We start from the raw sequence: 19,987 nt of genomic DNA on the forward strand, positions 1-19,987 counted from the left end.
TCGTAGCGCAGGGGGCGGGCGCGGTGGATGACGCTGGGCGACCGGGGCAGGAGCAGGAGCAGGAGCAGGTGAGGTCTACAACACCGGGGATGACCAGGTGAGTTGGCCAACATCAATGGCATGGCACGTCCTGTCCGGAGCCACCGGCCAAGGTGGTGCGCACCCGGGATGGAGCGCGGTGGGCGGCATGCGCACGGGCTGTGCGCATGATCGCCGCCGGTCGTGGTGTCTGACTCGGGTCAGCCGAGAGCCACGCCCGGGACGAAGGCTATGAGCCCGGAGAGGAAACTGCCGATTGCGGCCAGGGTGACGAGAGCGGCCTTTCCGTCCGAGAAGAGGCCGGAGCAGAACTCGCGTACTTGACGTCGGAGAATCAGCATCTTCAGCTTCTGCCAGCGATGTTGGCGGATATGGCAGCCCATGAGGAGACCGGTCGCGTTGTTCCGGCAGCCGTCCTCCCTTCCCCTGACAGGGGCCCCGCAGGTCACGGGTGCCTGGAAGAAGCACCAGATCAGCACCAGCGCCGACAGGGTCGCGACGATGACCGGTCCTGCGGCCCTGTTGATCCAGGCGGCGATCAGAAGGGCGGCGGCGATGACGCCCCACCACTGTCCCAGTCCGCCGAGTCGACCGATCCTTGCCCCCGAAGTCGCCATGCCTGTAATCGTGGCGAGAGGTTCGGTGAATCATGCCTGTGAGAGGTGGTTCGGCCGAAAGTGGGTCCCAGGAAGGCTGACGCACTGCGAAACCGGATCACCCGGACCGCATCGGACCCGACCGCGATGCCAGGAGCACGATGGTCGGCGTCACGACCGGTTTCGTGGGTTCGAGCCTCAGGAGTGCTCCTCCTCCGTGATCTACGACACCGGGGCGATGCCTGTCGGGCACGACGCCCCCAGTTCGTCGCGAACGGAGTACTCAGCTCATGATCGTCGACGTTGACCCCGTACACGAGACATGCGCACAATCTGCGGGCCCACGACGGCCGTTGGCGACCAGGGAGGCCCAGCATGTGTCGAGATCGCGGTCACCGCGAGACCATCTCTTCGATCGCGCGAAATCCCGCGGCGCCGGTCGACGTCCTGACCAGGCTGCTGTGCGAGGAAGCCGACGCGGCCTGGTCCGCGCTCGCCTGGCGCGCGCTGCCGGACGAGGTGGTCGACGCCATCGTCACGCACCCCGACCGCAGGATGCGCGCTCTGCTCACCGACAACCTCGCGGTACCGGCGGAGCAACGCGCCAGGCTAGTGGACGATCCCGATCCCCGCGTCCGCCTCGGTCTGGCCATGGGACCCAACTGGTTCCGCATCCCCACGCCGCCGCTGCCCCTTTCCGCTCAGCGGCGCCTGCTCGCCGATCCGGACCCGAAGGTCCGCAGCAACGCGGCCTTCTGCCGCGACACGGCTCCGAGCCTGATCGCCGAGCTGGCCGACCATCAGGACGCGGACCTTCGCCGGGCGGCCTGCCGCGAGTGGGCCTCGCTGTCCGAGGACACCCGGAGCCGTCTGCTCCACGACGCCGACGACAGAGTCCGCCGGGCGGCCATGATCAAGGCCTGCCGCGAAGACGCGGCCTGCACGGACCTTCTTCTCGACGCGGGAATCGACAGCCTCGACAGATGGAAGGTGATCAGCTCCGGCGCCATGAGCACAGCGACCGCCGAACGGCTCGCGGCAAGCACCGACGCGCAGGACCGGCGGGAGCTGGCGGCCAATCTCGACGTTCCCATCGACATCGTCCGAACGCTGGCGGACGACGACGCGCACGACGTACGGCTGGCCGTATCGGTACGCCCCGAACTGACGGAGCCGGAACGCACCGCCATCGACGTCACCATCCGCCCCTCCGACCGGCTCACTCCCGTCGAATGGGTTCGTCTCTGCGCCGATCCCGATGTCCTGCGCCAATGCGCCAAGTCGGCCAACACGCTGCTACGGCGCAGCGCCGCCTACAGCCCGCACCTGCCCGCCGACGCCGTCGACCTGCTCTCGAAGGACGACGACCACCCCGTACGACTCCTGTTGTGCGAGAACCAAACCACCGTCGATGGCGAGGTGGTGCTCCAGACGTACCTGGACTGCCAGGTCGTCACCAAGGGTGCCCTGCTGGGCCATCCGAACTTCCCGCGCGCGGGAAGCGGGCGACGCTTCGCCGACGACCCGGATCCGGAGAAGCGACGGCTGGCGGGGCTGGACCCGGAAGTGCCCGTCGACATTCTGGTCCGGTTGCTTGCCGACCCCCACGATCGTGTACGTGCCACGGCAGCCGGGCACCCCGCACTGCCGGTCGACCGCATCCTCGAAGCCTGCGGGAACCCGGTGACCTCCTACAACGCGCTCGGCAACCCGAGCCTTCCCGTGGAAGCCATGCACCGATACCTCGACGAAGCGGGCATCCCTCGCTGACGTGGACGGCGGGAGCCGTACGAACACCGCTCGCGCGGTGCGTGCCTGTCGACCGCGGAGGCTCGCGCTACGACTGGGCCCTTGCCCGCAGATTCCGTCGCCTTCGCGCAGGACAGGTCGACGCGCTGAACAAGGACTTCCGCGCCGACCGGCACAACCGGAAGGCGACAAGCCCCCCCGAATATCCGTTCGCTCCGAGTGCGCAGGCGTCCTACCCTCGGCCCATGTCCAGGCCTCTCGTAGCGATCCTCAGTGGCGCAGGTATCTCCACCGACTCCGGCATCCCCGACTACCGCGGCCCCAACGGCCTGTGGCGGCTCGACCCCGAGGCCGAGAAGCTCGTCACCTACGAGTACTACATGGGCGACCCGGAGATCCGGCGCCGGTCCTGGCAGATGCGGCGCAAGAACCAGGCCCTCCAGGCCGAGCCCAACGCCGCGCACCGGGCCGTCGTAGAGCTGGAGAAGTCCGGTGTGCCCGTGCGGGTCATCACGCAGAACATCGACGGGCTGCACCAGCTCGCCGGGCTGCCCGCCCGCAAGGTTCTCGAACTGCACGGCACAGCGCGGGAGTTCAAGTGCACCGGATGCCATGCGCGCGGGCCGATGGCGGACGCCCTCGCCCGCGTCGAGGCCGGGGAAGACGATCCCGCCTGTCTGGAGTGCGGCGGGATCCTGAAGTCCGCGACCGTCTTCTTCGGTGAGCGGCTCGACCCCGTCGTCCTCGGTGAGGCCGTCGCCATCACCAAGGCCTGCCAGGTGTTCATCGCCGTAGGGAGCAGCCTCCAGGTCCAGCCCGCCGCCGGGCTCGCCGGTGTCGCCGCCGATCACGGGGCCCGGCTGGTCATCGTCAACGCCGAGGCGACTCCGTACGACGAGCGTGCCGACGAGGTCATCCGCGAGCCGATCGGTTCCGCACTTCCCAAGCTGATATGTCGGCTGAGCTCGGCGGACGCCTCCTAGGCTCTGGCGCGGCTCACCTGCATCACGACCACGCCCGCTTCCTCCAACGCCGTCCAAGCCGCAGCGCCGGACGCCGCGTTGGTCACGACGACATCCAGGTCTTCCGGACCGCAGATCTTCACCATGCCGGTTCCGGGGAACTTGGTGTCGTCCACGAGAAGAGCCACCTTGTCGCTGGCGGCGATCATGGCACGCCTGGCCGGCACTTCGGCGACCGTGGTGTCCATGACCTGAGCACCCGCGCGGACGCCGCAGGCTCCCATGAAGAGCCAGTCGGCGTGCACCTGGCGAAGGTTGTCCTCCGCCATGAAGCCGTCCAGCATGCGCGACTCTCGTACGACCATGCCGCCGAGCAGCATGAGTTCGACGTTCTCGTCCTGGACGAGTTCCTCATACACCGCCAGGTTGTTGGTGATCACAGTGATCCGGCGCCCGTGCAACTGGCGGGCGAGCCGGTAGACGGTCGAGCCGGAGTCAAGGATGATCGACTGGCCGTCCTCGATCATCGCGGCTGCCCTGGCGGCTATGGCGTCTTTCGCGTCCACCTGGGCTTCGGCGGCCTCGGTGAACGGCGCGGGGTCCTCCTCGACGACCGCTCCGCCATGAACACGCGTGAGCAACCCGTCCTCTTCGAGCTTGAGGAGATCACGACGGACTGTCGCGGCACTGGCTTCCAGGCGACCGGCAAGATCCGTCACGGTGACAGTGCCGCCGGATCTCAACGCCTGAAGGATGAGTTGATGTCGTTGTTCAGCCAGCACGCGACAAAACACTACACGGCCCCGCCATGCAACTCCCGTGCCCTCAAAGCACTTTGAGTCGACCCAAGCAGGTCCCCGTACGAGAACGTGATGTGCGGGCAACCTGTACACGTTGCCCGCAGGCGACGGACCTCACACGAATCCCGCACGCTCGGGCGGAAGGTCTCGATCCCAGTCCGCAAAGAAGTGACGAGGTTTCGGCAAAGCCCCTCCCAATGGCATGATCGACTGGCTGTTCGAGACAACGAGCTGGAGGGGGAACGGAGTTGTCTTTCGAGGAGGAGTGGGCTCAGTTGAAGGCTGATGCCCTGGCGCGTCGGCCGACGGGCATGCAGATCGACCAGCTGCCTGCGGATGGTGGCGGCTCCGTGGCTCCGGCCGCAGGATCCCTGGTGGCCAAGACTGACTCGATCAACGGCAACGCGAACTTGCTGATTGAGATAGCGGGCTTCCTCCAGGAGGGCCGGCCGGACGCAGAACTCACCACCATGGCCCGGGAGCCCAGGGCCCACCAGGACGTGGCCACGCAGGTGGCCCGGTTCGCAGGGTTCGCGGATGACCAGTACCTGGACGCGGTCGCTCTCTTCGCGGCACTCTCCACTCGCCTGCGAACAGCAGGCAGCGACTTCGTGAAGATCGACGACGGCACAGCGCAGCATTTCCTCGACGACGTCTTGCGCTACGGCCAGTACGTCGCGCCGGAGGCACGATGAGCAGCGGAATCAGCCACCGCAAGGACGTCGAATATCTGGAGGGGTGCAACCCGCCCCTCATCGAGCGGAACGCAGCCGAGTTCAAGCGCCTGCACGACATGCTCGTGGCGGTCGATCCGTCCGCCGAGCGGGCCGAGAAGCACACCCAGTGGAAGAGCGAAGGCAGCCAGCACTACGAAGCCCGACTCACCGAGGCACGCAAACTGCTCACGCGGCTCGCCGAGGGCTACACCAAGGCCGCCAGCGCCCTGAGCGACTACGCGTTCGCACTGGAGGTCGCCAAGGCGCACTACTCCAACGGCAAGGCGAATGAGCAGAACCTCGCGAACCTGATCCACACCAAGGGCACGGCCATCACCCGCGAAGCCCAGGAGGCCGAGCCGATGCGCCAGTGGGAGGACATGCGGGCCACCACCGGCGTCATGGACTTCTTCGCCGAACTCACCATGGATGTCGACGACATCCGCGACGACGCGAACCGGCTGCACGACGCCGCAGGTGGCGACTTCCATCTGGCGAAGACCACCGAGCAAGAGGCACGAGAGCTCTGTGTCCACCAGCTCAAGCAGGCGTACGACCTGCTGCCGGACTTCCGCATGGGCTTCATCCAACGCGTCGATATCGTCTCGGCGATCGCTGACTTGCGGCGAGAGGCGGCCGAGGCGCGCACGAATCCGCTGACCCATCTGCCCGGCAGCGGCCCCAAGCAGGACTACTACCCCATGGCCGGGAACGACATCGTCTCGCCGACCCTCCGCGACATCCGCCTCCGGGTCGCCAACCTTCCTGGAGCAAAGGACAGTTACTGGGACCCGCCCGCCAACGGCCAGGAGCGCACCGACTGGATCGCGGCGAACAAGGACGTCATCAAGGCGGCGGCACAGAACTCGGGGCTCCCGCCGGACATGGTCGCCGGTATCGCCTGGCAGGAGATCGGCGGACAGCCCGGCATCCTGGACGACATCACCGACACGATCCGCGAACAGGCCGATTCCCCGCTCAGCCCGATCGCCCCCGAGAGCCTCCCGTGGCGTCTCGGCGGCGATCCCGACAACACCTCGATGGGGCCCATTGCCATCCAGGTGCGACGCGGCGCCGAGGTCCTCGGCTACGATCCCGACCACCTCACCGACCAGCAGCGCAGCATGGTGGAGGAGTCTCTCCAAGACCCTGCGCAGAACATCTTCATCGCCTCGGAGTACCTGGCCCAACTCAAAGCGGAGAGCGAGTTCGCCGGCGTACCGGCCGAGGAGATGACCCCGGCCCAGTACCAAGAACTCGCCGCGCGCTACAACGGCGGCCCGTACTGGCAGACCGACGACGCCCAGGCCTACGGGCGTGGCTTCACGAACAACCTGGCCGACGCAAGGAACGCACTGCGCTGATGACCCAACCCGCTCTGCCGAACGACGACCGCGGCTGCCTCCGCCTGGTCCTCGCGGTACCACTGACCCTGCTCACCCTCGTCGCCGCGTATTTCTGCTGGACGGCGCTGACCATCCGTCCATCGGGCTCATGGGACGACGATGCGTACGCCGGCATCGTTCTCTCCTGCGTCCTCACCATCGGTGCTGCCGGTGCTACGGCGGTGCTGTGGGTACTGCCACCGGTGCGACGGATCATGGGATGGTGGTGGGTCGGCCCGGCCGCGTTGTTGGGTGTGATCGCAGTGATCCGATGGGTGACGGGCGGTTAGGCCCCGAGTGCTCCGAACGCTCCTTTGTGCTAGATCCATCGATGCCTTGGGAGCAGAGGTTCCCCTGTCCTGTTCAATGATCAAACTCAGAAGGTCACCGGATGCCATGCGCGCGGGCCGATGGCGGACGCCCTCGCCCGCGTCGAGGCCGGGGAAGACGATCCCGCCTGTCTGGAGTGCGGCGGGATCCTGAAGTCCGCGACCGTCTTCTTCGGTGAGCGGCTCGACCCCGTCGTCCTCGGTGAGGCCGTCGCCATCACCAAGGCCTGCCAGGTGTTCATCGCCGTAGGGAGCAGCCTCCAGGTCCAGCCCGCCGCCGGGCTCGCCGGTGTCGCCGCCGATCACGGGGCCCGGCTGGTCATCGTCAACGCCGAGGCGACTCCGTACGACGACCGTGCCGACGAGGTCGTACGGGAGCCGATCGGGACGGCGTTGCCGCGACTGGTGGACGGGCTCAGCGGGTGACCCGGAGTTTGGACTGGCCGTGCGGGAGTTGTTCCCAGTCCTCCATGAAGTGGGCTTTCAGGCCGTGTTGGGCGGCCAGCGCGACGAGGGTCTCGGTGCGGTAGTAGAAGTCCTCGCGCAGGACGTGGTGTTCCTCGCCCTCCGTGCGGTCGAAGGTGAAGTCGAACCAGCCGCCCGGCGCCAGGACGCGGCCGACGTTGGCCAGGCACTCCTCGATGACCGGGAGCGGTGAGTGCGAGAACACGCTGTGCGCGTGGACGACGTCGAAGTGCGCGTCGGGCAGGAAGCGCAGGGTCAGGTCGTGTACGGGGGTGAGGGTGGGGAGGCGCTTCTGGAGGCCCATGTCGACGATCGTGTCCTGCGCGGCGGCCAGGATGTCGGGCGAGATGTCGATGCCGTAGTAGTGCCCGGGGTCGAGGTGGCGGATGAAGCGCCAGCCGCCACGCAGGTTTCCGCAGCCGATCTCCAGCATGCGGTGCTCGGGGCGCAGACCGTGGCCGAGGAGGTAGTCGAACTGCATCGCGCCCAGGGCCAGCCAGCGTTCGCGGCTCGCGCTGCCGACCGCCGCGTCCGGATCGGCCCGGGTGTCGGAGCGCATCACGGCGCGGTAGTAGGAGACGTGGTCCGGGTGGCGGTGGCGCAGCCAGGCGTCCCGGGTGGCCCGGGCCAGGTGGCGGGGCACGCGGCCGGGGTGGCGCAGGGCGTAGGCGATGCGGTGGCCGAGGGCGGCGCGGTTGGCGGTGAGGTTCTTGGTGGGCACGGATCGTCGCCTTTCCGAATTCCGGGGTGGGTGGCGGGTGTTGATGCCAGCCTCGGTGCGGGGGCCGGGTGTCCGGCTCGGTCAAGGGGCGGTGATCCGGGCGCGGTTCGAGTGATCCGGATGTCAGCCGATCGGTTGATGCGCCGTCCCGTCCGTCGCGTTAGACACGGAGGATGGAACACACGGCACAACGGCGGACGCGACACAAGGAACGAGGAAGGACAGGACACGAGGAACGGCGGAGTACGGGGCCCGCGGAACAGCGGAGGCCGGGGCACATCGATCCGGACGAACGCCTGTTGCCCGCGGTGGTGCACGCCGCGTTCTTCCTGCTGCTCGGCTCCTCGTTCGTGCGCTTCCTGACCCGCGACCAGGGCGGGGCGCGCACCGGCTGGGTGGTGGCGCTGTACGCGGTCTTCTGTCTGCTGTACGTCCTCGGGCAGTTCCTGGCCCCGGCGCCCCGCCCGGGTTCCGCGCCCACCCCGCGTCATCTGGCCTGGCTGGGTTCGGTGTCCGTCGTCTGGACCGTGCTGCTCGCCCTCGCGCCGAGTGCCACCTGGTGCGCGATGCCCCTGCTGTTCGCCGGCCTGTACGCGCTGCCCCCGCGGTTCGCGGTGCCGCTGGCCGCCGTACTCACCGCGCTCGTCGTCGCCTCCGAGATACGGGTGGCGGACGGCACGCTCAACCCCAACATGGTCGTCGCCCCGCCGGCCCTCGCGGCGGTCGCCACCGCCGTACTGGTGCAGTTGCAGCGGCAGGCGGCCCGGCAGCGCGTCCTGATCGACGACCTGGTCCGCACCCGCCGCGACCTCGCCGCGACCGAGCGGCGGGCCGGTGTCCTGGCGGAACGGCAGCGGCTGGCCGCGGAGATCCACGACACCGTCGCGCAGGGCCTGTCCAGCCAGCAGATGTTGTTGCAGGCCGCCGAGCGTGTGTGGCGGACGGATCCGGAGGCGGCCCACGGGCATGTGCTCGAGGCCGCCGCGATCACCTCCCGCGGCCTCGCCGAGGCGCGCCGGTTCGTCCACGACCTGGCACCGGCCGACCTCGTCGACCACTCCCTGCCGGCCGCGCTGGGTGCGCTCGCCGAGCGGGAGAGCGGTCCGGGCCTGACGGTGGAGTTCCGGCTCGACGGCGATCCGGGCCCACTGCCCGAGCGGGCCGCGGCGGCGCTGTTGCGCATCGCCCAGGGCGCGTTGGCCAACGTGCGCGAGCACGCGGCCGCCACCCGGGCCGCGTTGACCCTGACCTGCCTGGACGACCAGATCTCCCTCGACGTCGCCGACAACGGCCGTGGTTTCGACGGCAGTTCTCCCCCGGTGTCCGCGCCCGGCCGGGTGCGCGGCCACGGGCTGCCCGCGATGCGGATCCGGGCACAGCAGTCGGGTGGCACGCTGAGCGTGGAGTCGGCCCCCGGCGAGGGCACGGTCGTAACGGTCGCCGTACCTGTCGTCCCTGGCGACCATGTCGACCCCGGCGTCCGTGATTCCCGTGAGGAGCCCGTCCTGTGAGCACACCCGTACCCGTACGTCTGCTGCTGTGCGACGACCACGCCGTCGTACGGGCCGGACTGCGCGCGCTGCTGTCCAGCGCCGACGGCATCGAGGTGGTCGGTGAGGCGGGCAGCGGCGAGGAGGCCATCGCCATGGCCGCCCGCGTCCGTCCCGACGTGGTGCTGATGGACCTCCAACTCGGCGACGGCATGGACGGCGTGACGGCCACCAGGAAACTGACCGCCGGTGCGGGCCCGCGTGTCCTCGTCCTCACCATGTTCGACACCGACGCCGACATCACCCGCGCCGTCGAGGCGGGCGCCACGGGCTACCTCCTCAAGGCCGAACGCCCCGAGGAACTGTTCACCGCGATCCACAGCGCCGCATCCGGTCGTACGGCGCTCTCGGCACCGGTGGCCGACCGCCTCATGGCGCGGATGCGCAGCCCGCACCCCACCCTGTCCGAGCGCGAGCGCGAGATCCTCGGCCAGCTGGCCCGCGGCCTGGGCAACCGGGAGATCGCCCGAGCCCTCTTCATCAGCGAGGCGACGGTCAAGACCCATCTCGGGCGGATCTACGGCAAGTTGGGGGTGGAGACGCGGTCCGGTGCGGTGGCCGTCGCCAAGGAGCGGCGGTTGCTGTCATGACACCCCCCGGCACCGGAATCGCCGAAGGCACTAGAAAAGCGCCGCCCCGCTCTCGAAGTCCAGCAGCCGCTGCTTGCGGTCGAGGCCGCCGCCGTAGCCCGTGAGGCTGCCGTTCGCGCCGACGACGCGGTGGCAGGGGACGATGATCCCGACGGGGTTCTTGCCGTTGGCGAGGCCCACCGCGCGGGAGGCGCCCGGGTTGCCGAGGGCGTCGGCGAGGTCGCCGTAGGAGCGGGTCTCGCCGTAGGGGATGCGGCGGAGCTGGTCCCAGACAGTTTGCTGGAACGGGGTGCCGTGCAGGCGGAGTTGGAGGGTGAACTCCTTCAACTCGCCCGTGAAGTACGCCTGTAGTTGGGCGGTCGCCTCGGCGAAGGGGGTGTCGTCGGGGGTGCCGAAGTTCTCCTCCGGGGGGCGGTGGCGCTGGTCGGCCATGTAGAGGCCACAGAGGGCGCCGTCCTCGTCGGCGACGAGGGTGAGCGGGCCGTACGAGCTGTCGATCACCGTGTGGTGCTTCATGGCGGCTGCAATCCCCTTACACGGGCAGGAAGTTGATCGGGTGGCTGTCCGTCGCCCATAGGTACTGGACCGCGTACGCCCGCCAGGGTCGCCAGGCCGCCGCGCGTGCGGTGAGGGCGGCCGGGGTCGACGGGAGGCCCAACTCCTGGGCGGCGCGGCGGATTCCGAGGTCGGTGGGGAGGAAGGCGTCGGGGTCGCCGAGGGCGCGCATGGCGATGACGTCGGCCGTCCAGGGGCCGAAGCCGGGGAGGGAGAGGAGTTGGGCGCGGGTTTCCGCCCAGTCGCTCTCCACTCCCAAGTGGAGCGTGCCGTCGGCCAGTTGACCCACCAGGGTGGTGAACGTCGTACGGCGGGTGCGGGGCATCGCCAGTGATTCCGGGTCCACCGCCGCCAGCGCCTCGGGGGACGGGAAGAGGTGGGTCAGGCCGCCCTCGGGGTCGTCGACCGGTTCGCCGTGCGCGGTGACCAGGCGGGCGGCGTGGGTGCGGGCCGCCGCCGTGGAGACCTGTTGGCCGAGGACGGCCCGTACGGCGAACTCCGCCTCGTCGACCGTGCGCGGCACGCGTCGGCCCGGCGCCTTGTCCACCAGCGGCGCCAGGACCGGATCCGTACGCAACTGGTCGTCCACCGCGACCGGATCGGCGTCCAGGTCGAGCATGCGGCGGCAGCGGCTGATGGCCACCGGCAGGTCGCGCAGGTCGCTGAGGGTGAGGCGGCAGGCGATGTGGTCGGACTTGGGAGTCAGGGACGCGATGCCGTGGCCGTAGGCGAGGCGGAGGGTCCGGCGGTACGCGCCGGCTCGCCACTCCTCCACGCCCGGTACGGCGGTCGCCGCCAGGTGGCCGAAGAGGTTGTCGGGGTTGAGGGGGGCGCGGAACGGCAGGCGGAGCGTGAGCGTGCCGGGGGTCAACACCGTCGTCTTCGGGCGCCTGTTGCGCAACTCGCTCGGGGAGAGGGCGAAGACGTCGCGCACGGTGTCGTTGAAGGTGCGGATCGAGGAGAAGCCGGCGGCGAAGGCGATCTCCGCCATCGGGAGCGCGGTCGTCTCGATCAACAGCCGTGCCGTCTGGGCGCGTTGGGCGCGGGCCAGCGCGAGGGGGCCGGCGCCGAGTTCGGCGAGGAGCTGGCGTTCGATCTGCCGGGTGCTGTAGCCGAGGCGGGCGGCGAGGCCGGGGACGCCCTCGCGGTCCACGGTTCCGTCGGCGATCAGGCGCATCGCGCGGGCCACGAGGTCGGCCCGCTGGTTCCACTCCGGGGAGCCGGGGCTGGTGTCCGGGCGGCAGCGCTTGCAGGCCCGGAAACCCGCCTGCTGGCAGGCCGCCGCGCTCGGGTAGAACGTCATGTTCTCCGGCTTGGGCGGGACGACCGGGCAGCTGGGCCGGCAGTAGATGCGGGTGGTCAGGACGGCCGTGAAGAACCAGCCGTCGAAGCGCGCGTCCTTGGACTGGACCGCGCGCACACAGCGCTCCGTGTCGGTGTGCATCCCGTTCTGCATACGTCCAGCATCCGGTACGGGGCGGGCCGGGGCTGGCGGGAATCCGACGTCGACCTCGCATGGCCTGGTCCCCTCCCAGGTCACCGCGCTTCCGCGGGAGGCGCAGGGGGGACGAGCAGGGTTACGCGTTTGTGGTGTGACCCCCGGCTTTGTAGCGTCGACCTCCGTGACCCCTCCCGCACCTGCGCACAGCGCCGATTCCCTCCCGGCCCGTCTCGACGCGGCCCGGAGCGACTACGAAGTCCTCCTCACGAAGAAGCTGTCGCTCGACCTGACCCGCGGCAAGCCCTCCGCCCGCCAGCTCGACCTGGCCGCCGGGCTGCTCTCGCTGCCCGCCGACCGCTACACCTCCGCCGACGGCACGGACTGCCGCAACTACGGTGGCGCGGACGGGCTGTTGGAGCTCCGGCAGATCTTCGCCGGGTTCCTCCAGGTGCCGGCCGGGCAGCTGCTCGCCGTGGGCAACTCCAGCCTGGAGCTGATGCACGACTGCCTCGTGCACGCGCTGCTCGGCACGCTCCCCGGGGCCGCGCGCCGCTGGGCGGACGAGGAGCGGGTCGCGTTCCTGTGCCCGGTCCCCGGGTACGACCGGCACTTCGCGCTGTGCGAGCGCTTCGGCATCGAGATGATCCCGGTGCCGATGACCGCCGAGGGCCCCGACATGGACGTGGTGGAGCGGCTGGTCGCCGAGGACCCGGCCGTGAAGGGCATCTGGTGCGTGCCCAAGTACAGCAATCCGGACGGGACTTGCTACAGCGACGAGACCGTACGGCGACTCGCCGCCATGCCGACGGCCGCGCCCGACTTCCGGATCTTCTGGGACAACGCCTACGCCGTGCACCACCTCACCGACGAGGAGGTGGAGATCGCCGACCTGCTGGGCGCCTGTGCCGACAGCGGGCACCCGGACCGGGCCTTCGTCTTCGGGTCCACCTCGAAGATCACCCTGGCCGGTGCGGGCGTGGCGTTCTTCGGCTCGTCCCCGGCCAACGTGGCCTGGCTGCGCGGTTACAGCGCCAAGCGCTCCATCGGCCCGGACAAGATCAACCAGCTGCGGCACGCGATGTTCCTGCGCGACGCCGACGGGGTGCGCGATCACATGCGCAAGCACCGTGAGCTGCTGCGGCCGAAGTTCGACACCGTGCTGCGCATCCTCGGCGAGCGGCTCGGCGGCACCGGTCTCGCCGACTGGTCCACGCCCAAGGGCGGCTACTTCATCACCCTCGACGTGCCCGACGGGTGCGCCCGCGAGGTGGTGCGCCGCGCGGCGGACGCCGGGCTCGCCCTGACTCCGGCGGGCGCCACCCATCCGTACCGCGACGACCCGAGGGACCGGACGATCCGGATCGCCCCCTCCTTCCCGGACCTCTCCGAGATCGAGGAGATCATCGAAGGGGTGGCCACCTGCGTACGGCTGGTGGGCTACGAAAAGCTGGTGGCTGAGGCGAGTTGACCCGACGGAGGATTCTTGGGTCAGGTCCGGACCGGACGGGTCAGGACCTGACCGCAGGCGTTCTACGGCCGGGGCAGGACGGCCAAGGCGGTTTCGGCGATCGAGCGCAGCGAGTCGGGGCTGCTTCCGCCCTTGCCCAGCGCCTCGATCCCGCGCAGCACAGCCAGTAGGAGTCCGGCCAGTCGAGCGGGGTCCTCGTCCTGCTTGATGTCGCCCGCCCGCTGGGCTCCCGCGACGCAGGAAGTGAGCAGTTCCTCGATGGCGGCGAAGGTCCGGCGGGCCGTCGCCTCGACGGCCGGATCCTGCCCGGAGAGCTCGGCGGTGCCCTTGGCGAGCAGGCAGCCTCGCCGGCAGACGTCCGAAGCGGTGGCGTCCGCCACCGCCAGTACATGCGCGCGCAGCCGTTCAAGGGCACCGGCGTCCGGGCCGTCGAGCGCGCGGCGTACGGCGTCGACCAGTTCGGCGCAGTGGTCGTCGAAGGTGCGCAGGAACAGTTGGCGCTTGTCGCCGAAGGCGCCGTAGAGGCTGCCCTTGCCCAGCCCGGTGGCCGCGGCGATGTCGTCCACTCTCGCGGCTGCGTAACCGATGGACCAGAACTGGTCCCTGGCGGCGCGCAGCACCTCGCCTTCGTCGAAGCTCCGGGGTCTTGCCATGGCTCCACGATATCCATTCTTGACCGCCTCGTCCAGAACGGGCTACGTTCTGGACGAGGCGGTCAAGAACGAGTGGCCGCCCGCCACGTCGCGCCACAGCCACGAGCAGCGTGCACGACACAGTGATCTCGAAAGGATGGGTGCCATGCGCCCCATGGACGGAAAGACAGCCCTGGTCACCGGTGCCTCCAGCGGTATCGGTCGGGCGATCGCACAGCGCTTCGCGGATGACGGCGCCCGCGTCTACCTGACCGGCCGGCGCAAGGACGAACTCAAAGCCGCGGCCGAGGAGATCGGCCCCGACGCGGTCGCCGTACCGTGCGACGTCTCGCGGGCGGCCGACCTCGACCGGGTCATGGACGTCGTCCGCGGCGACGGACGGCGGCTCGACGCCGTCGTGGCCAACGCCGGCCTGGGCGACGGGGCTCTGCTCACGGACGTGACGGAGGAACAGTTCGACTACGTCTTCGGTGTGAACACCAAGGGCAGCCTGCTGACCGTGCAGAAGTCGCTGCCTCTGCTCGCCCGGCCCGCGTCGGTGATCCTTCTCGGGTCCACCACCATCCACCAAGGCGTCGACAGGATGGGCGTCTACGCCGCGTCCAAGGCGGCCGTACGCAGCCTTGGCCGGACCTGGGCCGCGGAACTCGCCCCACGCGGCGTGCGCGTCAACGTCATCACGCCCGGCCCCATCGCCACACCCGCGATCGAAGGCCTCGCCGAAAAGTTCGGCCGGAGCACCGAGGATCTCCACAGCGCGCTGGCCTCGCAGCTACCGCTGCAACGCATGGGCCGCCCCGAGGAGGTCGCGGCGCTGGCCGCTTTCCTTGCCGGACCTGAGAGTTCGTTCATCACCGGTGCCGAGCACTTCGTCGACGGCGGGCAGCTCCAGGTCTGACCGAACGTCTGATATCCACGCACACCGGCCTCCCTCCCGATGTGCGGTACCTCACGCCCCGGTTACAAATCGCTCAACCTCTGGTTGCGAAGCGGTGCACAGTCCACGATGGGCACATGACCCTGGCCGAGCGAGCCATGCAGCGACTGGAAGGCTGGCGCGACCTCAGCGCGGTCCCGGCCAGTTGCGGCACGGGGCGGGCGCTGCGGTCCGCCCACAGCGAGATCGTGCACTTCCACTCCGACCACGATGTGGACCTGCATCTCACGGTCGGGGCCATCCTCCGGTTCCACCACGATCTCAGCGAGTCGACCGCGATCCGGATCATCCCGGGCTCCCGCTGGGTGACCGTCCACCTGGACTGCGAGACGGACGTCGACCTACTGCTGAGCCTGGTCAGCGTCGCCCTCAAGGCACACGCGGGCGGGCCCCCGTCCGGGAGCCCGCCCGCGACCGGCTGCAACTTCCACCGGGTGACCCTCGTGCCACGCGACGGCGACTAGGACCCGATCCCGGCCCTGGTCTCAGAACACCGCCGCCGTGTCGTCCTCGCCCTCCTCCAGCAGGTTCGCCGCCGCGCCGACGATGCGCGGATCGGGGCTGCCGACTACCTCCTCGTCCTTGTCGGCGTAGTCGAAGCGGGCCAGCACGCTGCGCATGGCCTCGACCCGGGCCCGCTTCTTGTCGTTGCTCTTCACCACGGTCCAGGGCGCGTGCTCGGTGTCGGTCTCCCGGAACATCGCGACCTTGGCGGCGGTGTAGTCGTCCCAGCGGTCCAGCGAGGCCAGATCCATCGGGCTGAGCTTCCACTGCCGTACGGGATCCACCTGGCGGATTGTGAAACGGGTGCGCTGTTCACCCTGTGAGACGGAGAACCAGAACTTGATCAGGTCGATGCCGTCGTCCGCCAGCATCCGCTCGAACAGCGGGGCCTGGCGCATGAAACGGCGGTACTCGTCGTCCGAGCAGAACCCCATCACGCGCTCCACGCCCGCCCGGTTGTACCAGGACCGGTCGAACAGCACGATCTCGCCGGCGGTCGGCAGATGCTGGACGTAGCGCTGGAAGTACCACTGCCCGCTCTCGCGCTCGCTCGGCTTCTCCAGGGCCACCACGCGGGCGCCGCGCGGATTCAGGTGCTCGGTGAACCGCTTGATCGTGCCGCCCTTGCCGGCCGCGTCACGCCCCTCGCAGACGATGACGAGCCGGCGTCCGGTCTCCTTGATCCAGCGTTGCAGTTTCAGCAGTTCTATCTGCTGGAGCCGCTTGTGCCAGTCGTACTCCTTGCGCTCCATGCGCTGTTCGTACGGGTAGTTCTCCCGCCAGGTGTCCACCGTGCTGCCGTCGGGCCGCACCAGTACCGGGTCGTCGGCGTCGGTGTAGTCGACCCGCAGCCCGGTCAGCAGTTCGGTCATCCCGGCCTCCTCTCAAGGGGGTTCAGTTGCTCAGAGGTGATCGGTGGTGATCCGTCGCGCTCAGTGGAACTGCGGCACGATCAGATAGATGCCGTATGCCACGACAGCCGCACAGGCGAGAAAGCACAACCCCGCCTGCGTCAAACCGAGGGCGTGCGTGCCGCCGTCCACCTCGCGGGCGGCCTCGACCCGGGCGAGGCCGAGGATGCCCAGCGCGAAGACGACGACCACGCCGACGGTCACGCCGACACTCACCGCGAAGACCTCGCCGAGCGAGTTCCAGTCCACACTCATTGCTCAACTCCCTTGGCTCAGGCGGCCGTACGGACGTCTGCGGACGCCTCGCTGCGGATGGTGACCTCGTGGGTCTCGTTCACGTTGTCCGCGTGCACGGGGTTGCGGCGCGAGGCGATCACGATGAACAGGGCCACGGCGGCGGCGATCAGCGCGATCAGGGCCGTACCGAGGTTGCCGCCGTGCTTGACGACGGTCGCGGAGAGGCCGCCGACCAGAGCGGCGGCCGGCAGGGTGACCAGCCAGGCGATGACCATGCGGCCGGCCGTGCCCCAGCGCACCTCGGCCAGGCGTCGGCCGAGACCCGCGCCCAGGATGCCGCCGGAGCAGACCTGGGTGGTGGAGAGCGCGAAGCCCAGGTGGGCGGAGGTGAGGATGACGGTCGTGGAGGCGGCCTCGGCCGCGAAGCCCTGCGGGGACTGGATGTCGGTGAGGCCCTTGCCCATCGTGCGGATGATGCGCCATCCGCCGATGTAGGTGCCCAGGCCGATCGCGAGTCCCGCCGCGGTGATGACCCACACCGGCGGACCGGCGTCGTGGCCGAGCGCGCCCACCGAGATCAGGGTCAGGGTGATGACGCCCATCGTCTTCTGGGCGTCGTTCGTGCCGTGTGCGAGGGAGACCAGGGAGGCCGAGGCGATCTGGCCGAGCCGGAAGCCCTTGGTGACCGAGTCCTTGCGGGCCCGGGCGGTGATCTTGTAGGCGAGGTAGGTGGCGAGGAGAGCGGCGATCCCGGCCACCAGCGGGGAGGCCACCGCGGGGATCAGGATCTTCTCGACAACCTTGTCGAAGTGGACGCCGTTGGAGCCCGCGCCGACCCAGACGGCGCCGATCAGGCCGCCGAACAGGGCGTGCGAGGAACTGGACGGCAGTCCCAGCAACCAGGTCAGGAGGTTCCAGAGGATCGCCCCGACGAGCCCCGCGAAGATCATCCCTGGCGAGACCAGGGTGTCGTCGACGATGCCGCCGGAGATCGTCTTGGCGACCTCCGTGGACAGGAAGGCGCCGACGAGGTTGAGGGCCCCACTGATCAGGACCGCCGTTTTGGGCTTCAGCGCCCCGGTGGCGATGGACGTCGCCATCGCGTTGGCGGTGTCGTGGAATCCGTTGGTGAAGTCGAAGGCCAAGGCCGTGACGATGACGACCGCCACGAGGAACGTGATGTGGTCCATCGTTCGATGGAAGCAATCGAAGGCGTACATTCGGCCAACCGGAGGCCAAATCGCGGCATGGCCCGTGCAACGCCGCCGTGCACACGCCCCTCTCCGCCCCTCGCGCACCCCTTCCTCCACCGCACGCACACACTTCCTTCTTTTTATGGCATGGCCCGGTCAAATCTGCGAAGCTTCCCCCGCGATCACGCAACAGCTACGCGCGTTCCCACGGCCGCCCACCGGAACACCCAGTCCGGCCCGGCGACCACCGAGCAGGCCGGAATCCCGGCCGCCGTAAAAGGAGTTCCGTGTGAGATCGACCCCCCACAAGGCTCTCGCAGCCGGCGTCTTCGCCGTCGCCGCGGTGGCCGCGCTTTCGCTCCCCGTCACCCCAGCCGCCGCCGCGCCGGCGGCCGCCCCGCTCGCCGCCGCCTGCGCCCCGGCGCAGGTGGTCACCAACGGCGGCTTCGAGAGCGGCACTTCGTCCTGGACCCAGTCCTCGACCACCGTGATCACCAGCCGCACCGGCCAGACCGCCCACGCCGGCAGCAGCTTCGCCTGGCTGGACGGCACCGGCGGCACGCACACCGACAGCCTGAGCCAGAGCGTCACGATCCCGTCGGGCTGCGCCAGTGCCACGCTCACCTTCTGGCTGCACATCGACACCGCCGAGACGACCTCGTCCACCGCGTACGACAAGCTCACGGCGAAGATCGGCAGCACGACGCTGGCGACGTACTCGAACCTGAACAAGGCCACCGGGTACGTCCAGAAGTCGTTCGACGTGTCGTCGTTCGCGGGCCAGACCGTGAGCCTCGCCTTCAGCGGCGTCGAGGACTCCAGCCTCCAGACGAGCTTCGTCCTGGACGACATCGCCCTCAACACCTCGGGCGACACCGCTCCGCCGGCCGACTCGACCCGTACGCCGGCCGCCCCGGCGTACACCGTGAGCCTGAGCAGCAACACCGCCGGCACGGTCTGGACCGGCCACGAGAGCACGACCTTCACCAACGCCTCGGCGACCCCGCTCACCGAGGTGTACCTGCGGCTGTGGGACAACTACCACGGCACCTGCTCGGCGATGCCGATCGCGGTCAGCAACGTCACCGGCGGTACGGCGGGCGCCCTCTCGGTCGGCTGCACGGCCCTCCAGATCGCGCTCCCGACCCCGCTCGCGCAGGGTCAATCGACCACGATCGGCTTCGACTTGGGGATCACCGTCCCCAGCGGCGCCGACCGGTTCGGCTACGACGGCGCGTTCAGCATGATCGGCAACGCGCTGCCGGTCCTCGCGATCAAGGACGGCTCGGGCTGGCACCTGGACCCGTACACGAACAACGGCGAGTCCTTCTACTCCCTGGCCGCCGACTTCAAGGTGACCCTGGACCACCCGACCACCCTGCTGGTCCCGGCCACCGGCGCCTCGGTCGACACCCCCGGCACCAGCGGCCGTACGGTGACCACGGCCACGGCGTCCAAGGTCCGTGACTTCGCGTGGGCGGCGGGCCCGTTCACCAAGATCTCGGGTACGTCGACGGCGGGCACCCCGATCAACATCTACTCGGTCACCGGCATCAGTTCGGCCAACGCCCAGTCGATGCTCACCACCGCCAAGTCGGCGGTCGACGCCCACGCGGGACGCTTCGGCGCCTACCCGTACGGCGAGTTGGACGCCGTCATCGACAACAACTTCTGGTTCGGCGGCATGGAGTACCCCGGCTTCGTCCTCGACCTGGTCAGCACCACGGCCCTCACCCATGAGATCGGCCACCAGTGGTTCTACGGCATCGTCGGCGACGACGAGTACAACAGCCCCTGGCTGGACGAGTCGTTCACCGACTACGCCACCGACCTGGCCCAGGGCCTGACCGGCACCAACTGCTGGAACAACGTCTCCTGGGCCTCCACGGCGGAGAACATCACCAACTCGATGGCCTACTGGGACACCCACTCGTCCCGCTACTCCACCGTCGTCTACGGCTACGGCAAGTGCGCCCTGCACGACCTGCGCCGCACCCTCGGTGACACCGCGATGACCAAACTCCTGAAGGACTACGCCACTTCGCACTGGTACGGCGTCTCGACCACCGCCGAGTTCAAGGCGGCGGCGCAGGCCGCGACGACCACGGACCTGACGTCGTTCTGGACGACGCACCGCATCATCGGCTGACGGAAGGGGAGTTGGCGGTGCGGTCGGGGATCGCACC

At 69.4% G+C, this 19,987-nt stretch carries 20 protein-coding genes and 1 pseudogene; 12 read left to right on the plus strand and 9 right to left on the minus strand.

Annotated elements, in window-relative coordinates; all coding sequences use genetic code 11:
* Positions 1-239: 239 nt before the first annotated feature.
* On the minus strand, positions 240-656 hold the full coding sequence (locus ACNFOC_RS06325; RefSeq protein ID WP_416957474.1) for a hypothetical protein: 417 nt from the start codon (positions 654-656) through the stop codon (positions 240-242).
* Between the two features lie 354 nt (positions 657-1,010).
* Between ACNFOC_RS06325 and ACNFOC_RS06330 the strand changes: the two genes are divergently transcribed.
* Both ACNFOC_RS06330 and ACNFOC_RS06335 read left to right on the plus strand, forming a co-directional pair.
* Positions 1,011-2,405, plus strand: a complete 1,395-nt coding sequence (locus ACNFOC_RS06330; RefSeq protein ID WP_416957476.1) for a HEAT repeat domain-containing protein — start codon at positions 1,011-1,013, stop codon at positions 2,403-2,405.
* A 224-nt stretch (positions 2,406-2,629) separates the two neighbouring features.
* Positions 2,630-3,367, plus strand: a complete 738-nt coding sequence (locus ACNFOC_RS06335) for an SIR2 family NAD-dependent protein deacylase (RefSeq protein ID WP_416957478.1) — start codon at positions 2,630-2,632, stop codon at positions 3,365-3,367.
* On the opposite strand, the gene ACNFOC_RS06340 is transcribed toward ACNFOC_RS06335, so the two are convergent.
* Entirely contained in the window at positions 3,364-4,128 is a 765-nt protein-coding gene (locus ACNFOC_RS06340) for a DeoR/GlpR family DNA-binding transcription regulator (protein WP_416957480.1), read from the minus strand. The genes ACNFOC_RS06335 and ACNFOC_RS06340 overlap by 4 nt on opposite strands.
* 266 nt (positions 4,129-4,394) lie before the next feature.
* On the opposite strand from ACNFOC_RS06340, the gene ACNFOC_RS06345 reads away from it, so the two are divergent.
* The 4 genes and pseudogenes from ACNFOC_RS06345 to ACNFOC_RS06360 form a co-directional block, all read left to right on the plus strand.
* The gene (locus ACNFOC_RS06345) at positions 4,395-4,841 is read left to right on the plus strand and encodes a hypothetical protein (RefSeq protein WP_416957482.1); all 447 of its coding nucleotides are present in this window, start codon (positions 4,395-4,397) and stop codon (positions 4,839-4,841) included.
* Positions 4,838-6,226, plus strand: a complete 1,389-nt coding sequence (locus ACNFOC_RS06350) for a hypothetical protein (protein ID WP_416957484.1) — start codon at positions 4,838-4,840, stop codon at positions 6,224-6,226. Before ACNFOC_RS06345 ends, ACNFOC_RS06350 begins: the two co-directional genes overlap by 4 nt.
* Positions 6,226-6,537 (plus strand): hypothetical protein, encoded by a 312-nt coding sequence (locus ACNFOC_RS06355; RefSeq protein ID WP_416957485.1) that lies wholly within the window; start codon positions 6,226-6,228, stop codon positions 6,535-6,537. Before ACNFOC_RS06350 ends, ACNFOC_RS06355 begins: the two co-directional genes overlap by 1 nt.
* A 96-nt stretch (positions 6,538-6,633) precedes the next feature.
* Positions 6,634-7,002 (plus strand): annotated as a pseudogene (locus ACNFOC_RS06360) (Sir2 family NAD-dependent protein deacetylase); the annotation flags it as partial.
* Here the strand turns inward: ACNFOC_RS06360 and ACNFOC_RS06365 are convergent.
* Positions 6,992-7,762 carry a class I SAM-dependent DNA methyltransferase gene (locus ACNFOC_RS06365; protein ID WP_416957487.1) on the minus strand — a complete coding sequence of 257 codons (771 nt, stop codon included), beginning with the start codon at positions 7,760-7,762 and terminating at the stop codon, positions 6,992-6,994. The pseudogene ACNFOC_RS06360 and the gene ACNFOC_RS06365 sit on opposite strands and share 11 nt — an antisense overlap.
* A gap of 299 nt (positions 7,763-8,061) precedes the next feature.
* Between ACNFOC_RS06365 and ACNFOC_RS06370 the strand changes: the two genes are divergently transcribed.
* Together ACNFOC_RS06370 and ACNFOC_RS06375 are read left to right on the plus strand one after the other, a co-directional pair.
* Entirely contained in the window at positions 8,062-9,273 is a 1,212-nt protein-coding gene (locus tag ACNFOC_RS06370) for a sensor histidine kinase (RefSeq protein WP_416957489.1), read from the plus strand.
* Positions 9,270-9,902 carry a response regulator gene (locus ACNFOC_RS06375; protein WP_416957491.1) on the plus strand — a complete coding sequence of 211 codons (633 nt, stop codon included), beginning with the start codon at positions 9,270-9,272 and terminating at the stop codon, positions 9,900-9,902. The genes ACNFOC_RS06370 and ACNFOC_RS06375 overlap by 4 nt, the downstream gene beginning before the upstream one ends.
* A 30-nt stretch (positions 9,903-9,932) precedes the next feature.
* Here the strand turns inward: ACNFOC_RS06375 and ACNFOC_RS06380 are convergent, their stop codons facing one another.
* Together ACNFOC_RS06380 and ACNFOC_RS06385 are read right to left on the minus strand one after the other, a co-directional pair.
* On the minus strand, positions 9,933-10,418 hold the full coding sequence (locus ACNFOC_RS06380; protein ID WP_416957493.1) for a methylated-DNA--[protein]-cysteine S-methyltransferase: 486 nt from the start codon (positions 10,416-10,418) through the stop codon (positions 9,933-9,935).
* Between the two features lie 16 nt (positions 10,419-10,434).
* Positions 10,435-11,913, minus strand: a complete 1,479-nt coding sequence (locus tag ACNFOC_RS06385) for an AlkA N-terminal domain-containing protein (RefSeq protein WP_416957495.1) — start codon at positions 11,911-11,913, stop codon at positions 10,435-10,437.
* A 166-nt stretch (positions 11,914-12,079) separates the two neighbouring features.
* Between ACNFOC_RS06385 and ACNFOC_RS06390 the strand changes: the two genes are divergently transcribed.
* Positions 12,080-13,366 carry an aspartate aminotransferase type Ic gene (locus ACNFOC_RS06390; RefSeq protein ID WP_416957497.1) on the plus strand — a complete coding sequence of 429 codons (1,287 nt, stop codon included), beginning with the start codon at positions 12,080-12,082 and terminating at the stop codon, positions 13,364-13,366.
* 62 nt (positions 13,367-13,428) lie between these two features.
* On the opposite strand, the gene ACNFOC_RS06395 is transcribed toward ACNFOC_RS06390, so the two are convergent.
* The gene (locus ACNFOC_RS06395) at positions 13,429-14,019 is read right to left on the minus strand and encodes a TetR/AcrR family transcriptional regulator (RefSeq protein ID WP_366094903.1); all 591 of its coding nucleotides are present in this window, start codon (positions 14,017-14,019) and stop codon (positions 13,429-13,431) included.
* 145 nt (positions 14,020-14,164) lie between these two features.
* Between ACNFOC_RS06395 and ACNFOC_RS06400 the strand changes: the two genes are divergently transcribed.
* Together ACNFOC_RS06400 and ACNFOC_RS06405 are read left to right on the plus strand one after the other, a co-directional pair.
* A complete protein-coding gene (locus ACNFOC_RS06400; RefSeq protein WP_416957500.1) occupies positions 14,165-14,917 on the plus strand; it encodes an SDR family NAD(P)-dependent oxidoreductase in 753 nt (250 codons plus the stop codon).
* Between the two features lie 116 nt (positions 14,918-15,033).
* Positions 15,034-15,420 (plus strand): luciferase domain-containing protein, encoded by a 387-nt coding sequence (locus tag ACNFOC_RS06405; protein WP_327400211.1) that lies wholly within the window; start codon positions 15,034-15,036, stop codon positions 15,418-15,420.
* 21 nt (positions 15,421-15,441) lie between these two features.
* On the opposite strand, the gene ppk2 is transcribed toward ACNFOC_RS06405, so the two are convergent.
* The 3 genes from ppk2 to ACNFOC_RS06420 are packed head-to-tail and all read right to left on the minus strand — an operon-like array spanning position 15,442 to position 17,798.
* Positions 15,442-16,332, minus strand: coding sequence for a polyphosphate kinase 2 (gene ppk2, locus ACNFOC_RS06410; RefSeq protein WP_416957502.1), 891 nt, complete (start codon positions 16,330-16,332; stop codon positions 15,442-15,444).
* Positions 16,333-16,392: 60 nt separating this feature from the next.
* Complete coding sequence (locus ACNFOC_RS06415) at positions 16,393-16,626, minus strand: hypothetical protein (RefSeq protein WP_019062951.1); 234 nt, start codon at positions 16,624-16,626, stop codon at positions 16,393-16,395.
* Positions 16,627-16,643: 17 nt separating this feature from the next.
* Positions 16,644-17,798, minus strand: coding sequence for an inorganic phosphate transporter (locus ACNFOC_RS06420; RefSeq protein WP_416957504.1), 1,155 nt, complete (start codon positions 17,796-17,798; stop codon positions 16,644-16,646).
* 292 nt (positions 17,799-18,090) lie between these two features.
* On the opposite strand from ACNFOC_RS06420, the gene ACNFOC_RS06425 reads away from it, so the two are divergent.
* The gene (locus tag ACNFOC_RS06425) at positions 18,091-19,950 is read left to right on the plus strand and encodes a M1 family aminopeptidase (RefSeq protein ID WP_416957506.1); all 1,860 of its coding nucleotides are present in this window, start codon (positions 18,091-18,093) and stop codon (positions 19,948-19,950) included.
* Positions 19,951-19,987: the final 37 nt, after the last annotated feature.

The organism is Streptomyces colwelliae (genome assembly GCF_048158785.1).
Taxonomy (GTDB): Bacteria; Actinomycetota; Actinomycetes; order Streptomycetales; family Streptomycetaceae; genus Streptomyces.

What these genes read in the sequence shown, in the direction of transcription:
- ACNFOC_RS06325 (WP_416957474.1), bottom strand. Translation starts at nt 656, where the DNA reads ATGGCGACTTCGGGGGCAAGGATCGGTCGACTCGGCGGACTGGGACAG.
- ACNFOC_RS06330 (WP_416957476.1), top strand. Translation starts at nt 1,011, where the DNA reads ATGTGTCGAGATCGCGGTCACCGCGAGACCATCTCTTCGATCGCGCGA.
- ACNFOC_RS06335 (WP_416957478.1), top strand. Translation starts at nt 2,630, where the DNA reads ATGTCCAGGCCTCTCGTAGCGATCCTCAGTGGCGCAGGTATCTCCACC.
- ACNFOC_RS06350 (WP_416957484.1), top strand. Translation starts at nt 4,838, where the DNA reads ATGAGCAGCGGAATCAGCCACCGCAAGGACGTCGAATATCTGGAGGGG.
- ACNFOC_RS06355 (WP_416957485.1), top strand. Translation starts at nt 6,226, where the DNA reads ATGACCCAACCCGCTCTGCCGAACGACGACCGCGGCTGCCTCCGCCTG.
- ACNFOC_RS06380 (WP_416957493.1), bottom strand. Translation starts at nt 10,418, where the DNA reads ATGAAGCACCACACGGTGATCGACAGCTCGTACGGCCCGCTCACCCTC.
- ACNFOC_RS06385 (WP_416957495.1), bottom strand. Translation starts at nt 11,913, where the DNA reads ATGCAGAACGGGATGCACACCGACACGGAGCGCTGTGTGCGCGCGGTC.
- ACNFOC_RS06395 (WP_366094903.1), bottom strand. Translation starts at nt 14,019, where the DNA reads ATGGCAAGACCCCGGAGCTTCGACGAAGGCGAGGTGCTGCGCGCCGCC.
- ACNFOC_RS06400 (WP_416957500.1), top strand. Translation starts at nt 14,165, where the DNA reads ATGCGCCCCATGGACGGAAAGACAGCCCTGGTCACCGGTGCCTCCAGC.
- ACNFOC_RS06405 (WP_327400211.1), top strand. Translation starts at nt 15,034, where the DNA reads ATGACCCTGGCCGAGCGAGCCATGCAGCGACTGGAAGGCTGGCGCGAC.
- ppk2 (WP_416957502.1), bottom strand. Translation starts at nt 16,332, where the DNA reads ATGACCGAACTGCTGACCGGGCTGCGGGTCGACTACACCGACGCCGAC.
- ACNFOC_RS06415 (WP_019062951.1), bottom strand. Translation starts at nt 16,626, where the DNA reads ATGAGTGTGGACTGGAACTCGCTCGGCGAGGTCTTCGCGGTGAGTGTC.
- ACNFOC_RS06420 (WP_416957504.1), bottom strand. Translation starts at nt 17,798, where the DNA reads ATGGACCACATCACGTTCCTCGTGGCGGTCGTCATCGTCACGGCCTTG.